Source organism: Parcubacteria group bacterium, from assembly GCA_041660065.1.
In the GTDB taxonomy this organism is placed as follows: domain Bacteria; phylum Patescibacteriota; class Minisyncoccia; order Moranbacterales.
On the sequence record JBAZXC010000001.1, the window covers coordinates 149,669 to 165,276 of the forward strand.

Annotated in this window: 15 protein-coding genes and 1 other RNA gene; all 16 read left to right on the forward strand. The window is 41.9% G+C overall.

Annotated elements, in window-relative coordinates:
• Window positions 1-174 precede the first annotated feature (174 nt).
• On the forward strand, window positions 175-555 hold the full coding sequence (locus WC819_00745; protein MFA5985859.1) for a septum formation initiator family protein: 381 nt from the start codon (window positions 175-177) through the stop codon (window positions 553-555).
• Window positions 556-566: 11 nt separating this feature from the next.
• Window positions 567-1,598 (forward strand): peptidylprolyl isomerase, encoded by a 1,032-nt coding sequence (locus WC819_00750; GenBank protein MFA5985860.1) that lies wholly within the window; start codon window positions 567-569, stop codon window positions 1,596-1,598.
• Between the two features lie 28 nt (window positions 1,599-1,626).
• On the forward strand, window positions 1,627-2,895 hold the full coding sequence (locus WC819_00755; protein ID MFA5985861.1) for a trypsin-like peptidase domain-containing protein: 1,269 nt from the start codon (window positions 1,627-1,629) through the stop codon (window positions 2,893-2,895).
• A gap of 24 nt (window positions 2,896-2,919) precedes the next feature.
• Window positions 2,920-5,523, forward strand: coding sequence for an ATP-dependent chaperone ClpB (gene clpB, locus WC819_00760; protein MFA5985862.1), 2,604 nt, complete (start codon window positions 2,920-2,922; stop codon window positions 5,521-5,523).
• 7 nt (window positions 5,524-5,530) lie between these two features.
• Window positions 5,531-6,280 (forward strand): hypothetical protein, encoded by a 750-nt coding sequence (locus WC819_00765; GenBank protein ID MFA5985863.1) that lies wholly within the window; start codon window positions 5,531-5,533, stop codon window positions 6,278-6,280.
• 9 nt (window positions 6,281-6,289) lie between these two features.
• A complete protein-coding gene (locus WC819_00770; protein ID MFA5985864.1) occupies window positions 6,290-7,444 on the forward strand; it encodes a S1C family serine protease in 1,155 nt (384 codons plus the stop codon).
• Between the two features lie 115 nt (window positions 7,445-7,559).
• Window positions 7,560-8,210 (forward strand): hypothetical protein, encoded by a 651-nt coding sequence (locus tag WC819_00775; GenBank protein MFA5985865.1) that lies wholly within the window; start codon window positions 7,560-7,562, stop codon window positions 8,208-8,210.
• 545 nt (window positions 8,211-8,755) lie between these two features.
• A complete protein-coding gene (locus tag WC819_00780) occupies window positions 8,756-8,917 on the forward strand; it encodes a hypothetical protein (GenBank protein ID MFA5985866.1) in 162 nt (53 codons plus the stop codon).
• A complete protein-coding gene (locus WC819_00785) occupies window positions 8,917-9,222 on the forward strand; it encodes a DUF1294 domain-containing protein (protein MFA5985867.1) in 306 nt (101 codons plus the stop codon). Before WC819_00780 ends, WC819_00785 begins: the two co-directional genes overlap by 1 nt.
• Before the next feature lie 78 nt (window positions 9,223-9,300).
• Window positions 9,301-9,870 (forward strand): sigma-70 family RNA polymerase sigma factor, encoded by a 570-nt coding sequence (locus WC819_00790; protein MFA5985868.1) that lies wholly within the window; start codon window positions 9,301-9,303, stop codon window positions 9,868-9,870.
• Window positions 9,871-9,879: 9 nt separating this feature from the next.
• Complete coding sequence (locus WC819_00795; protein ID MFA5985869.1) at window positions 9,880-10,668, forward strand: hypothetical protein; 789 nt, start codon at window positions 9,880-9,882, stop codon at window positions 10,666-10,668.
• Between the two features lie 126 nt (window positions 10,669-10,794).
• A complete protein-coding gene (locus WC819_00800; GenBank protein ID MFA5985870.1) occupies window positions 10,795-11,196 on the forward strand; it encodes a hypothetical protein in 402 nt (133 codons plus the stop codon).
• A 240-nt stretch (window positions 11,197-11,436) separates the two neighbouring features.
• Window positions 11,437-12,978, forward strand: a complete 1,542-nt coding sequence (locus WC819_00805) for an SdrD B-like domain-containing protein (protein ID MFA5985871.1) — start codon at window positions 11,437-11,439, stop codon at window positions 12,976-12,978.
• A 126-nt stretch (window positions 12,979-13,104) separates the two neighbouring features.
• Window positions 13,105-13,638 (forward strand): SdrD B-like domain-containing protein, encoded by a 534-nt coding sequence (locus WC819_00810; GenBank protein MFA5985872.1) that lies wholly within the window; start codon window positions 13,105-13,107, stop codon window positions 13,636-13,638.
• A gap of 138 nt (window positions 13,639-13,776) precedes the next feature.
• An RNA gene (gene rnpB, locus WC819_00815) (RNase P RNA component class A) lies at window positions 13,777-14,138 on the forward strand.
• Window positions 14,139-14,183: 45 nt separating this feature from the next.
• A complete protein-coding gene (locus tag WC819_00820) occupies window positions 14,184-15,608 on the forward strand; it encodes a sugar transferase (GenBank protein ID MFA5985873.1) in 1,425 nt (474 codons plus the stop codon).

Below are 15,608 nucleotides of genomic sequence, written 5' to 3' on the forward strand. Positions count from 1 at the left end.
ATGCGTCAGTGTTGTCCTTTGAGGATTTTTTTGATACAATAGTCATATATGTGGACAAAAAAGAGAAAGAAGACAATATATATTTTTTGGGTGATTTTCTCCATTCTTATGATTATTTCAATGGTGGGCTTTCTTTTGTTGCCATTGCTTTATGTTTAAAAAAGGAGCATCTCTATGAATCAAAATTTTCGTACGATCATCACGGCCGTATTGTTTATTGGAAGCATTGTCGTCATATCGATAACGCTTGTTTCTGTTGTAAAGGAAAAACGTCGCTCGCATGCAATTCAGGACGAGATCATCGCTTTGCAAAATGAAAAAAAACAATATGAACATGAAAATGGTGATTTGATGGATCGTATCGCATATTTGCAGTCGGAGCATTCCTATGAGAAAGAAGCAAAAACCCTCAATTATAAAAATCCGGGTGAACGTGTTGTAGTAATTCGTCGTTCGCAGGATGAGTTGTCTGACACGCAACCAAGTGATGATACAAAAAACGGTGATGTGGCATTTGTGCCGCATTATCGCATATGGTTTAATTATTTTTTTTAAAATAAAATTGTATGAACGACAGGCATAAGAAGATTTTAACGGTGATCAGCGCAATTGTATTTATTGTAATCATTTTTATCGGTGTGGTTACCTATATATTTCGTATGGATACACCTGCTGTTGTTTATGTGAGACAGGCGTTACATTTTCCTGCCGTTATTGTGGACGGTGTGTGGATTTCTATGAAGGAAATGGAAGAAAACACGCTCTCGATCAAGCAGTTTTATGAAAATCAGGACTTTTCTTCTTACGGTATACGCATTGATTTTACGACAGATGATGGCAAAAAACGTCTCAAGATCGAACAAAAAAAGATGTTAAACAAGCTGATCGAAGACAAAGCAATTGCGGCAATAGCAAAGGAATGGAACATTTCTATCAGTGATGAGGCTGTTCAAACAGCGATGGACCGGCCGATGGATGAGGCGGGTACGCGAGAAAGCGTGAAAGAACAATTAAAAAATCTCTATGGGTGGACATTGGATGATTTTGGCAGAAAAGTGGTGTATGAGCAATTATTGCGCAGAAAGGTTTCCGAAGAATTTGATAAAAAAAATGTTGCTACCGACGCAATGCATGAGCAAATCAATAAAGCAAAAAAAGAGCTTGATGATGGGCGAACTTTTGCAGATGTTGCAACAAAGTATTCCAATGGATCGACGGCATCGGAGGGTGGTGTGATGGGGTGGTTTGCCGCAAGTGATCTGCAAAAGGAAATTGGTGACAAAATATTTACAATGGAAAAAGGTACGTATACCGATGTAATTGAAACATCGCTGGGATTACATATTGTACAGATCAACGATGTGGCGGAAAAAGATGGTATAAAATTAATGCACGTTTCGCAAATCATTGTCAAAAAACAAACATTCGCACAGTTTTTGGAAGAGAAAATCAAAAAAATGAATGTAAAGATCTTTTTGCCACAGTATGTATGGGACAAGGAAAATGGTCTTATCATTTTTAAAGATGATGATATGAAAGCTTTTGAAGAAAAAATGCGTACTGAAGAGGCAGAGGCGCAAAATGCCTCAAGTAAGTAATACATTAAACAAATTCTAATAAAAGTTTATGAACGAAGATCATGTTTTCACCGTGCAACCAAAAGAAGAGTTGGTTGTGTCACATAAAACGGTTTTGCCCACGTTGTTATTGGTGGGTGCCATCAGTCTTTTGGTGAGCATTGCCGGAAGTGCGATCGTGTGCGCATTTGTTTTTGAGCGATATGTGCAAAAGTTGTCTGCGCAACAAGAAAGTCCTGTGGCAAAAGAAGTTGTACGATTGCAAGATGATAATATTGTTGCCATGGTGGAGAATGTCTCACCCGCTGTTGTGAGTATAGTTGCGACAAAAGAGGTACCACAGTACCAGCAGTTATTTAGAAATTCACCACTGAACTTGTTTTTTGGCGTTCCAAATCAACAACAGGAACAGCAGCAACAAAATGTTCCGAGTGAAAAACAAAAGGTTGGTGGTGGAACGGGATTCTTTATTTCCACTGATGGAATGATCGTGACCAATCGTCATGTTGTCGCAGATACGGATGCGGAGTATACCGTTTTTTTGTCGGATGGATCTGAACACGTGGCTACTGTTTTGGCACGGGATGAATATTTGGATTTTGCTGTGTTAAAAATAGATGGTGATAATTTTACGGCGGTTGATCTGGGAAATTCAGATGATATCAAGATCGGACAGACGGTGGTTGCAATCGGCAATTCTTTGGGCGAGTTTTCAAATTCGGTAAGTCGCGGCATTATATCCGGTATGCAGAGAAATATTGTTGCCGGTGGCGGTCTTGGCGGCACAGAGGAACTGACGAACATCATTCAAACTGATGCGGCAATCAACTTTGGCAATTCCGGCGGTCCGTTGCTTGATGTGAACGGAAAGGTGATCGGGATCAACACTGCGGTAGCGCAGGGAGCTGAAAATATCGGATTTGCCATTCCGATCAGTCAAGTGACACGTCTGATCGATGAAGTAAAAAATAATGGAAAAATTTCCCGGCCATTTGTCGGCGTGCGCTATGTGGACATGACAGATGAGATAAGGAAAGCGTTAAATGTGTCATATGACCATGGTGTCTTGATCGTGCGAGGGGAACGCATCACTGATTTCGCGGTATTGCCCGGATCTCCGGCAGACAAGGCAGGTCTTATGGAAAATGATATTATATTGGAAATTGAGGGAGTAAAGATTGACAAAACACATTCTCTGACGGAGCAGATCAATCATTATAAAGTTGGTGATTCTGTTACACTGAAAATCTGGCACAAGGGAGAGGAAAAGGACATAAAAATTCTCCTAGAGGACAAGGTGGCACAAAATCAAAAATAAATCGTAAGTGAAAATCTTTTGCGTATGAATATCGAACAATTCACTACAAAATCACAAGAGGCGTTACAATTGGCGCAGAGAAGTGCAATGCGCTATGGCAGCCAATCAATTCTTCCGGCGCATTTGGCGGAAACGTTAATTGTGCAGGAGGGGTCGATTGTACCAATTGTATTGAAAAAAAACGATATTGCATATAATGATCTTACACAAGAGATCATATCGATCATAAACACATCTGGCGCGAAAACAAATGCAAAGGAGCAGGATCATACACAAGTGTATGTCTCACAGGAGCTTTCACGCATATTGACAGAGGCAGAATCTGAGATGAAGGATATGGGAGACACATTTATCTCAACGGAGCATGTTATGTTGGCTGTGCTTGCAGTGGATCAAGAATTGCGCGATATATTCAAAAAATATGGTGTTACGTATGATTTTTTCAAAAAAGCGATTACGGACGTGCGCGGTGAGACACATGTAGACAGCCAAAATCCCGAAGAGACGATGCATATGATCCAGAAGTTTACCGTCAATCTGACGGAAAAGGCGCGCAAGGATACACTCGATCCTGTGATCGGGCGAGATGATGAGGTGCGTCGTGTGATGCAAATTCTCTCACGACGGACAAAAAATAATCCTGTTTTGCTCGGAGAGCCGGGCACGGGGAAAACGGCAATTGTGGAAGGACTTGCACAGAGAATTGTTGCGGGTGATGTGCCGGAATCTCTCAAAAATAAAGAAATCCTTGCACTTGACCTCGGACAGTTGATTGCTGGTGCAAAATTTCGGGGTGAATTTGAAGATCGCTTGAAAGCGCTTATCAAAGAACTGGATGCGAGTGCGGGGCGCATGATCCTTTTTATTGATGAATTGCACACGTTGGTTGGTGCGGGAGCAAATGAGGGTGCAATGGATGCCTCAAACATGCTCAAACCTGCGTTGGCACGCGGTGAAATACGCACGATTGGCGCGACAACATTGAAAGAATATCAAAAATATATCGAAAAAGATGCGGCATTGGAGCGACGATTTCAGCCGGTGTATGTGACGGAACCATCAGTACAAGACACAATTGCAATTTTGCGCGGCATAAAAGAGAAATATGAATTACATCATGGTGTGCGCATTACCGATGATGCTGTGATTGCAGCAGTTGATTTGTCGCGTCGTTATATTTCTGATCGATTTTTGCCGGACAAGGCTGTGGATTTGATTGATGAGGCGGCGTCATCGTTGCGTATGGAAATCGATTCAATGCCTGTGGAGGTTGATCAGATGGAGCGAAAGATCCGGCGTATGGAGATCGAAAAAAAAGCATTGCAAAAAGAAAAAAAGAACGGTAATGTGGCAAAAATTGAAAAAATTGACAAAGAACTGTCAGAATTGAAAGAACAATCAAAAAAAACACTCATGCAGTGGCATGCAGAAAAAGACGTTTTGAAGTCCGTGCAGACAGCAAAGGAAAAGATCGAGCGATTGCGCATTGAGTCGGATAATTTGGAACGCACAGGAGATTTTGATAAAGTTGCGGAGATTCGTTATAGCAAAATTCCGGAAGCGGAAAAAGAAATCAAAACAGCGCAAGAAAAATTACATGCGATTCAGGGGGATGGAGCGATGTTGCGAGAGGATGTAACGGAGGAAGATATTGCACGCGTGATATCGCGATGGACAGGTGTGCCCGTGTCCAAGATGTTGGGCTCTGAAATGGAAAAATTGGCAACGATGGAAAAAGAATTGGCACAACGTGTCGTCGGACAGAAAGATGCGATTGATGCTGTGGCAAATGCTGTGCGACGTGCACGGGCGGGTATTTCTGATGAACATCGGCCGATTGCATCATTTATATTTTTGGGACCGACAGGTGTGGGTAAAACAGAGCTGGCAAAAGCATTGGCGGAGTTTTTATTTGATGATGAACGATCGTTGGTGCGCATTGATATGAGTGAATACATGGAAGCACACGCTGTGGCACGGTTGATCGGGGCGCCACCCGGATATGTTGGATATGAAGAGGGCGGTCAATTGACGGAGATCATTCGACGAAAACCGTATAGTGTCGTGTTGTTTGATGAGATCGAAAAAGCGCATCCGGACGTTTTTAATATTTTCTTGCAAATTTTGGATGACGGACAATTGACCGATAGTAAGGGACGCCTTATCAATTTCAAAAATACGGTTATTATTATGACGTCAAACATCGGTTCTGATGAGATTTTTGCCGCACAAAAAAGTCACAAAAAAGACAAAACAGATATGAATGAGACGATCATGGCGCAAATGCGCAAAAGGTTCAAGCCGGAATTTCTCAATCGCATTGACGATATTATTGTCTTTCACGCATTGACACAAGAGATGATTACATATATAGTTGATATTCAGTTGGATCAAGTGCAAAAAAGGCTCATCGAAGAAAAGATCGCACTTGATGTTTCTGATGAAGCGCGCACACTTCTTGCAAAAAAAGGATTTGATCCCGCATATGGCGCACGACCGCTTAAGCGCATTATCCAAAAAATGGTACTTGATCCGCTCGCGATGAAAATCGTGGAAGGAAAGATCGGTGCCGGGCAGACGGCATATGTGCATGTGACAAAAGACACGATCGACATATCAGTAAAATAATATTTTTATGATTGCTCATTTGCGCAGCTTGTTGTTTACAATCGTCTTTTTTATAGGCGTGGAGTTGATAATAACATTTTCGCTTCTTGGAGAAAGAAAAGGTCTTGTGCTGGGTGCTGTATTGTTACTTTTTGCACTGTACGCGGGGTGGAATGTGGGGAAATCTTTTATTTATGCATTTTTTCCATTTGCTTTGGCACTTGCTTCATTTGGGTTGTTATATTTTATTGACAATTTTCAAGAGAGGCAGATATTCAGTGTGTTGGTTTCCATTTTGTATTATGCAACATTACTGGGTATCAAACGTATTTGTAAAAATCCATTCGATATGACAGCACGAAGTTTATTCTCAGCGGCACTTATTGCAACAATTTTCCTTTTTTATGCTGTTGTGTATGGTTTTTATATCAATTTCAATATCCCACTCTGGTTGTTTATGGCGACGCATTTTGTTTTTGTCAGTACGATTACGTTTGTTTCTTTGCGTTCTTATTCCAGCGATATCAAGAGGATACTTTTATATAGTACGATCATTGCTTTTGTAATGATCCAATTCGTATGGATGACAAACTTTTGGCCGTTTGGATACCTTACCATGGCGGCGATCAATTTAATGTTCTATTATATATTATGGGATATGGTTCAGATGGTTTTTTTGGAGACATTGTCAAAAAGACGTATTCTCATCTCAATTATTTATTGTATAATTTTGACTGTGGCTGTGCTTTTTACAACACAGTGGCTGTTGGTTGATTAATATATTTTTATGAAAAAAATTGGAAAAATTTTAGGAATTACAGGGGTCATTTTTCTCGTTGGTGGTATTGGCGGCATGCTTTTTGATTACATCTTTTTTGCACATTTTGTCAATAATCCTGTGTGGGCGGACAGTCCTTTCGTGCAAACAATGGCCAGTCGTTATCAAGTGATCAAAAATACTGAAAAAGTTATCGTAGAGAATAGTGAATCAATTGCCGATATTGCATCACGTGCGGCAACATCTGTTGTGTTTGTTGAAGCGGTAAATGCCGATGGAAAGAGTTTATCTGGAAACGGCGTGATCGTCAGTAGTGACGGTGTGATCGCGACGACGGATGCTGTTGTGCCGGACGGTTACAATACGCAATATGTCAAATTTGCAGATGGCACGACGCGTCCTGTGACAGCAATGTATCTCGATGCATATAGTGGTATTGTTTTTTTGAAAACAGATGTCCAAAACCTCGCGACAATATCATTTGCAAACTCTGATGATGCACAAAGCGGAAAACGATTGATCAGTATTATGCAGGATCGCTCGGAAAACAGCACACACTTTTCTTCCGGTGGCTTGGTGGGCAATATCTATGATTTTAGCGTGCGTGGTCCGGCCAGTGATCATCTTCAAGGGACATTGGATATTGATTTTTCCGATGCAGTGTTCAAAGAGAATATCGGATCGCCGGTTGTTGATTATCAAGGAAATATGGTGGGATTGATCTCGATGAAAAAAAGTATCGTTCCGACGGAAGAAGAAGCATATTATGCGATTGCGGCAAATGATGTTTACAAAGCATTTGAAAAATATTTATATACAACCAATGCGACAGAGGGTCAGGCTCCCGCACAGCCGATCTTGTTGGGCGTGAACTATGCGGTGATCGGGGGAATCGATGCCTATACGAAAAAACTTCCGGTTGATCGTGGCGCAATGATCGTTGCACCGGCAACGTATCAAGAAACAGCACTATTCAACAGCACTGTCGGAGCAAAGAGTGGCTTGCACGGAGGCGATGTGGTGATCATGGTGAATAATGATGAGGTAACGGCAAAAAACAATTTGTCACGTCTCTTGAACAAGTACACAAGTAATGACATGATCACGCTTAAAGTTTTGCGTGCGGGAGAAATTGTCACTGTGACAATTCCACCACAAGCGTAGGTTTTCCACAATAAATAGAGGTTTGACAGGGTATGAGAAGACACGTATAGTGCAGACAACGTGTCGTAGTTCTTTTCATATAATTGCGGAATAATTCAGGAGGAGGGAATCTATCATGATCGGGAAATCAAGAAGGTTTGGATGTCTAGATGAGGATATGGAGCTATTTCGACAGGTGCAACGTGTCGCTGAGGAGCTCATTGCTGTTATCAGGACGAACTTTACTTGGGGAGTAAATGTACGCGATGTGCGAAAGGCACAGTATCTGGAGGGATATGCATACATGGCAAATGGCGTGGCGTTGATCTTTTACAGGCTGTCAATGTATCTGATTACACCGTGGGGCATGTGGAAAATACTTGATTTTGATGGAGCCAGTGACTATTATTCAGCACGGGCACAACGCGATGAAATTGCTGAATTTTTTAAGGGAGAACCATTTTGGCGGTATGATTTTCGATCGCGCGACGTTGAACTTGATACGGCCTATGGACTGCATTCCGTGAAAGGCAAGGCTCTGACTGAGCCGGTTTTTTTGGAATTAATGTCGTGGGATGACCCTGTTGATCATATATCGCGCATGCGCTCATGGAATAATCTCATTGAACGTGTGCGGGAAGTACAAAAAGAGGGGAATAAGAATAGGATCAAAAAATTCACGTTCCGCCCATTGCGCAACGGACGGTTTCGTTGTATTCAAACCAAAAAGAAACTCAAGAGGGGTGCTGTGGATGCATATCGCAGGACGCAGGAAAAAATGCGATAAAATCACTGATATCTATCCTTTTTATAAAACACTTGTCTGTAATGGGCAGGTGTTTTTTAATTGTGCCAGAGGTAGTTATTTATCTTTTTCCAAAAAAACAGACGTCATTGCGAGGAGGAACGACGAAGCAATCTTGAGCATTGTACAAAAAACGGTCTATGCATATGAGATTGCTTCGTCGTCCCTTTTCCCGCAAAAGGTGGCAGGCGCAATGACAAAGGCGAAGATCTCAGATATACTTTTTATAAAAAGGCGAATGGCGATCGTTGGAGATATTGCGCGATCACGCAGGTGCGCTTACACTAAAGGGAGATAAATAATATGATGTATCTGTGAAAAAAGGCATACTAAAAATAATTGTTTTTTTCTGTTATATATCTATCCGACAATCGCAACAAAAGAGCGGGCGCAAAAATTACTGTTGCTGTTGATGCAAGACGTATGACAAGCCGGTTTTTTATAACACGATATTCAACAATTGTACGAATGCGATTACACGACGCGTAGAGGATATTTCCGACGTTAAATTTCCGCTGACATATCGGATGCTTCTTCCGGGATTTGTCGATGAGATCCTCTATAAAGAGCAGTTGATTCCACATGACGGATCGTATGATCAGACCAAGGAAAACTATCGGGTAACGAATGATCGCATTGTGCCGAGTGATCCGGATTTTTCCACAATAATTCGTCAAGGGAAAAAGTAATGATGCATGGAGTTGAAAATGATATATTGATGGGCATGGGTGTATTTTTTCTTGTGACGAATGCATTGGCATTTCTGATCATGGCGTGGGATAAAACGCGATCACGCAAACGCGGTGCTGAACGCATTTCGGAAGGCATGCTCTTTTTTATGGCAACGATCTTTGGTAGTGTGGGTGTGTCTATCGGCATGTTTGTTTTGCGTCACAAAACGAAAAAATGGTATTTTATCATTGGTATCCCATTATTGATCGTACAAAACTGCGCATTGCTTTACGTGGTGTATTTATGGATGAGTGGGAATTAGTGATTGTTTTATAATGAGGGATAAACGCGCTTTTCTATTTGCAAACACTTCTCCTCGTTTTGCGTATATAGTAGCAGTATGATACATAGCAATGAGAGCACCGACAAGGAGTTGGTGGAGGCGGCAAAGGCGGATCCGGATGCATTTGCACGGATCGTAGATCGATATTGGCATCGGCTGTTTTGCTATACACGGCGATTGACATATTTTTCTCAGGAGGATATTGAGGATGTTTTGCAAGAAGTTTTTATCAAGGTGTATCGCTTTCTCAATGATTATGACGAATCATTCGCATTCTCCACGTGGATCTATCAGATCACGCGCAATACAGTGATCGATGAGATCCGCAAAAAGAAATCACGACCACAGGCTGTACAACTTGATACGGAGGAAATGATGACAGTGCTGCGCTCCAGCATGGATGTTGAGAAGGAAGTGCATGTGAAAGAGTCAATGCATGATCTGCAAAAAGCGATCGACCAGGTCCCATTCAAATATCGTGAAATTCTCACATTGCGTTTTTTGGAGGAAAAGGATTATAACGAGATCATGGACATCATGCAAATCCCTAAAGGGACAGTAGCATCGCTTATCAATCGCGGCCGAAAGATATTTCTTGAAGAAGCACATAAATATGACATTATATAAAGAACTGCTATGAAAAAAGATTCTATAAAAAATATTATCAATACGATCAAAAATGATCATATTACACCAAAAACGATCTTTGCGATCAGGTGGAAGAGTTATGCTTTTTGGTTTGTGTGGGCATGCATTATGATCATTGGTGCGATCAGTTTTTCGTTGATGATCGTGAATGTATTGGATGTGCGTCCGGAATTTTTTCATCACTTGGGAATTGGCCGGTACATGCGCGTACTTTTTGTTACAGCGCCGTACTTGTGGTTATTCCTTGTACTTGTAGCGACCGTTTCCGGTTTTGCGGTTTTGCGCAAAACACATCGTGGTTATCGTCACAGCGTGCTTTTTTTTACAAGCATTAGTGTTTTGGCGATCATGTTTTTGGGTGCTGTAGTGCATATGGCAAAAATGAATGATCGTATTGGCAAGGGGATCGCGGACGGGGGTATGCCACGTGGTATGATATTTCCCGCAGAAGGGCGTTTGCAACGACCGGATCATGGACTGCTTGGCGGACGTGTTGCTACGGTGGCGGAAGACCATCTCGTGATCACAGGTTTTCGCGGGGAGCAATGGACAATTCTTTATGACGAAAATACGCAGATCGATTTGCCGTTTACGATCGCAGAAGGTGTAATGATCGAGATTGTGGGAGAAAAGATCGACGAAGGAAATTTCCGTGCAAAATTTATCAGACCGCTTCCTGAGCGCATGCCACGACCGTCTGAGGAGGGGCGAGATATGTCGAAAGAATCATTGAGATATCGAGACGATGATCCTATGCGTGGAAAAATCATGCCATGATCACAGCAAAGTGATGGGTGTCGTTTCGGCAAAATAGCAATCACATGCGCAAACTATTGCTAAAATGTCCCGTATATTTTTGTACCGACTGGTAGCAAATATAATCATTTATAAATAAAAAAGATCATGCAAAGAAAAAAGATCGTTATAGGAGCGTCAATTATAACAGTGTTTTGTGTTGTTGTGTTGAGTGGATGTGCAAAGAAAAACACAGAGCCGACACAAATACAAAATATGGCGCAAAATCAGAACACACAATCATCGCAAAATGGCGTGGTACAAAAGGACGATGATGGTAAGGGTGGCAAAAAACCGGCAATGCCGGCAGAAGCGATCGCTGTGTGTGCAGATAAGTCTGTGGGAGACACTTGCACGGTGGAAATGATCGGTCCGGAAAATTCTACGACGACGATGAGTGGCGCGTGTCAGGCGCAACCGGATAATACTGAAGAATTGGCATGCATGTCACAAAATATGCAAGGCGGTCCGCAAAGAGGACATGGTCCCTCTGGTGATGTGTCAGAGTAGTATCCGCATAGATTATAATGAACAAATGGAGGCTCATGTCCGGGCGGAAGCAGGATATGGGCCTTTTTGGTGTAAAAAAAGCAATAAAATAAGAGAAGGGAAAATATCCCGGGGTATTCTTCTTTGAGCGAAATCTTGACAATTGTTCAAAAAAGTGCTATAATAGACGGTTATAACTTTTTAGCAACAATTATGAGCAACACTATATATATTATAAATAAAGCTAAAAAGGGTCTTTTTTTGGCAATAATCATTGCTACAGGCTTTTTTGTTGCAGGATTTCATCCATCGATCGCTTATGCGCAGACGGTGAATTTTGGAAATGACGGGAAAATGTTCGCTCCAAACTGCCACTGTAATGAAGATGTTTCTCCATATCATCTTGCAACATGGTGTGGCGCAACCAGTTCCACATGCAATGGCCAATCCGGCACATATACAACCAATGTTGAAAGTGGGGATTATGGTGTCACGGTAAATCTCGGCAGTTTATCTGATTTTCAGCGATATGAAGAAGTGATCATCAATATCAATGGTCGGGATTTTGCAATTGCTGATCTCGGCGGCAATGGTTCTTCGACCGGGAGTGCGCGTCATTCTTTGGGAAATATGCATCTCTCTGGAAGAATTACGGTGAGTGCACGACACAAATATGCAAATACTTTTACAGGGGGATGGTATTCTGATATGGCAACGCGATTTGGTTCAGGATCGGCGTTGGAGAGTGTTGAGATCGTATCAGTTGTTTTTGATCGTATTGCACCGCCTGCTCCACCAGAGCCAATTTGTGGTGCGGCACATGATCAATCATTTAGCAGTGCGCCGACGACAGGATTGTGTGGTGTTGGTACAGCATCAGTCGTTGCACACACAAATGATCGTTGGACATGGACGTGCACAAGCGGAGAACATGTGGTTAATTGTTCCGCAGCAGAAGCACGTGTCTCTATAGGCATTGTAAAAAGAAATGGTGACAATAGCGGTGATACACAGACGATTACATCCGGCGGTAGGGCAACGTTCACTATTACAGTGACAAATACCGGTGAAGATAATTTGACAGATATTGTCATAGCGGATGCAGAGGCGTCACAGTGTGATCGCACAGCACAACAAACGCATGAATTGTATAGCGGTGATCTTTTTGATCCGCAGGAGAGTTTTACATATACGTGTGTAGACGAAAATGTACAAGCGGGTTATACAAATGTTGCGTATGTAACGGGACGTGTGGCAACAAGTTCACAAACAGTAACTGCACATGACGATAGTCGTGTGAGTCTTGCATCCGATCCTGCGGACCCTGTTGAGCCGGATGACCCGGAGGATGAGGATGACTGCGATGGGGCAATTGGAAATGACGTATGGCATGATCGCAACAAAAACGGCATACAAGACGCAGGCGAAGAAGGGATCGCTGATGTGCGATTGAAACTTTATAATGGCGATGATATAGAAAAGGACACGACAAATTCTCTTGGACATTATAAATTCAAAGATCTCTGTGAAGGATCATATCGCGTTGTGGTTGCAGAAGAAACACTGCCAGCCGGTTGTTATCAAACGTATGACAAGGATGGCGTGTTGGATAATGCGTCAAAAACTAGCATCAAAAATGATGAATATAACCGCAAAATCGATTTCGGATATTATTGTCCAAGCACGAAATCTTTTACTGTATCACCGCAAACCGGTTCTGGCGTGTGGGTATGGGTAATATCGATCATTGGTGCATGTATTGTCGCTGTGGTGGTATATCGTAGAAAATTGATTGCAAAATAAAAATCTCGTCTGTTGTTATTGACAAAAAGAACGTCGCATGGTAGATTATGATATTGTTTTCATGGAGTAAATACGGTGAAAAACGTGTTTTTCCATGAGCAATATTATTTGTTAGTATATGCATATATGCAAAGAATGCACATGATAGTCGCAATTTGTGCCGTAGTGATCGGCATGGGAATTGCAACACAAGTTCACGCAGCAACGATTGGTAATACCGTATGGAACGATCGTAATGGTAATCACGTTCAAGATCCCGGTGAAGAGGGAATCGCGGGCGTTCGTATCAAATTATATCATGGTGATGATGTGGATACGGATCGCACAAATTCTCACGGACGATATGAATTTGATGATCTTGAGCCGGGACATTATACGGTTGTCGTTGCACAGGAGACGCTTCCGCGAGGGTGTCGAGCGACATATGATCGTGACGGAAACAAAAATGGAACATACAGTGATAAATATCTCCAAGAGGATGATAATTTCACACATGCAGACTTCGGTTATCAATGTACAAATACTGTCGCATATGTGCGTCGTGTTTCTCCTGTGACGGGTCCCGGCATGGTATCGGTAATTATTGCCACAGCTGTAGCGATTGCCGCCGGTATGTATATGTATCGACGTTATACGATCAAAAAACTTTTGCAAAAATAAGTCACCCTCATTGAAAAAAATGATGATGTGAAAGACAAAAAAAGACCTTATGATCATCAAGTGTACATAAGGTCTTTTTTGTGGCAGAGAGACTGCTTATGGTGTATAATTGGCATAGCGTGTTCGTTTGTAGAATTGGAAGATCATCAGGTGACAGCTCTACGGAGAGGAAAGTCCGGACACCTCGTGTCTTTATTGACACGTATAAATGGTAGCGGGTAACGCCCGTCCAGAGTGATCTGCGAGGTGCGAACAGGAACGGTTTTTTCGCGAGAAAAAACCATCCCGCATGTATATGCGGGATGATGCCCTATGGCAACATGGGGAGTGAAACGGCTAAATCCTTACTCAGGTGCAAGATCGTGTCACGCACCCCAAAATAGTGAAAATGTTTACTATTTTGGGGTGCGTGAAGAATCGCAAAGATGTTTATGGCAACATAAACACAAGACAGATTGTCATCCCAATGACAGAATCCGGCTTATCGATGATCTTCCAATTATATAAGTGAACCAGATATGTATTTAATGTACAGATAAAAAAATATGAAAAAATCAGAATTATTCTTCAGTGCGTTGCAGGTGATCGCAGATTTCTTTCTTGTGATCCTTGGTGCGCTGCTGGCATATAAGTTGCGTGATACGGCGCAAATTCAAAGCTTGATCAACAAAGAGGGTCTCTATAATGTTTCATTTGAACAATATATAAATTTTACAATTCTCATCGCGATTGTTGCTGTTGTTGTCTATGCGTTTGAGGGATTGTATAATGTGCGCTCGACACGTCGCTTCTGGCAAGAATCATACTCCATTTTCAAGGGGTCGACGATTGTTGTTGTGTTGGTGATGATCGGTTTCTTTCTACAGCGAGAGTGGTTTTCGTCTCGTTTTATCATTGTTGCCGCGTGGGGATTGGTAATTCTTGCGGTTTCTCTTGGCCGTGTATTTCTGCATGGGGTGCAAAAATATCTTTTGGTGTACAAAGGCGTTGGCGTACATCGCGTTTTACTTGTCGGAGCCAGCGAGAAAATGAAGTATATTTGTCGCATGATCCGTACGCAGAAACATTTGGGTTATAGTATTGTCGATCATGTGGATTATATCAACCTTCCGCAGATCAAGGATATTTACAAAACACAGGGCATTGATGAGATCATCGTGCATGAGTCATCATTGCCGGATGATCTATTGATCAAATTGCACGACTTCTGCGAGATCAATAATATTACGTATAAGCATATCCCGTCATCACTGCAGACGACGCGTTTTGAGATGATGATGTTTGTGGGTGAGCCACTGATCGAGCATTTGCATACGCCGTTGGATGGATGGGGCAAGATCACAAAACGTATTATGGATGTGATTTTGTCGAGTATCTTGATCATATGTACTAGTCCAATCATGCTTGTCGTTGCCATACTTATAAAATTAGAGAATATTCATGCGCCGATCGTATTTAAAAATGCACGCATTGGTGCTGATGGCAAAGAATTCAATGTGTATAAATTTCGTTATTTCCAGTGGAAGTTTTGTACAACAAAATTAAATCCAGAGTGGAAAGAGGCGATGGAGTATGAAAAAAAGTTGATCGCAGAACAATCAATTCGTGTTGGCCCGATTTACAAGATCAAAGACGATCCCAGAAAATCATGGATCGGGAAATTTCTTGAGAGATTTTCCATCGATGAATTCCCACAATTTTTTAATGTGTTTTTTGGTGATATGAGTTTGGTGGGTCCACGACCGCATCAAGGACGAGAAGTGGAAAAATACCGTGAGTATCATCGTCGCCTCCTTACGATCAAGCCGGGAATTACCGGCATGGCGCAGATTTCCGGACGGAGTGATTTGAATTTTGAGGATGAATATCGACTGGATGTCTATTATATTGAAAACTGGTCAATTCTCCTGGATTTAAAGATTATTTTAAAAACGCCACTTGCCGTTTTGCGTTCACGAAACAATTCATAG

Bases quoted from the DNA above. Each gene is read 5' to 3' on its own strand.
- WC819_00785 (MFA5985867.1), top strand. From the start codon at position 8,917: ATGATGCATGGAGTTGAAAATGATATATTGATGGGCATGGGTGTATTT.
- WC819_00775 (MFA5985865.1), top strand. From the start codon at position 7,560: ATGATCGGGAAATCAAGAAGGTTTGGATGTCTAGATGAGGATATGGAG.
- WC819_00800 (MFA5985870.1), top strand. From the start codon at position 10,795: ATGCAAAGAAAAAAGATCGTTATAGGAGCGTCAATTATAACAGTGTTT.
- WC819_00745 (MFA5985859.1), top strand. From the start codon at position 175: ATGAATCAAAATTTTCGTACGATCATCACGGCCGTATTGTTTATTGGA.
- WC819_00795 (MFA5985869.1), top strand. From the start codon at position 9,880: ATGAAAAAAGATTCTATAAAAAATATTATCAATACGATCAAAAATGAT.
- WC819_00770 (MFA5985864.1), top strand. From the start codon at position 6,290: ATGAAAAAAATTGGAAAAATTTTAGGAATTACAGGGGTCATTTTTCTC.
- WC819_00790 (MFA5985868.1), top strand. From the start codon at position 9,301: ATGATACATAGCAATGAGAGCACCGACAAGGAGTTGGTGGAGGCGGCA.
- WC819_00780 (MFA5985866.1), top strand. From the start codon at position 8,756: ATGCTTCTTCCGGGATTTGTCGATGAGATCCTCTATAAAGAGCAGTTG.
- WC819_00765 (MFA5985863.1), top strand. From the start codon at position 5,531: ATGATTGCTCATTTGCGCAGCTTGTTGTTTACAATCGTCTTTTTTATA.
- WC819_00810 (MFA5985872.1), top strand. From the start codon at position 13,105: ATGCAAAGAATGCACATGATAGTCGCAATTTGTGCCGTAGTGATCGGC.
- WC819_00750 (MFA5985860.1), top strand. From the start codon at position 567: ATGAACGACAGGCATAAGAAGATTTTAACGGTGATCAGCGCAATTGTA.
- WC819_00755 (MFA5985861.1), top strand. From the start codon at position 1,627: ATGAACGAAGATCATGTTTTCACCGTGCAACCAAAAGAAGAGTTGGTT.
- clpB (MFA5985862.1), top strand. From the start codon at position 2,920: ATGAATATCGAACAATTCACTACAAAATCACAAGAGGCGTTACAATTG.
- WC819_00820 (MFA5985873.1), top strand. From the start codon at position 14,184: ATGAAAAAATCAGAATTATTCTTCAGTGCGTTGCAGGTGATCGCAGAT.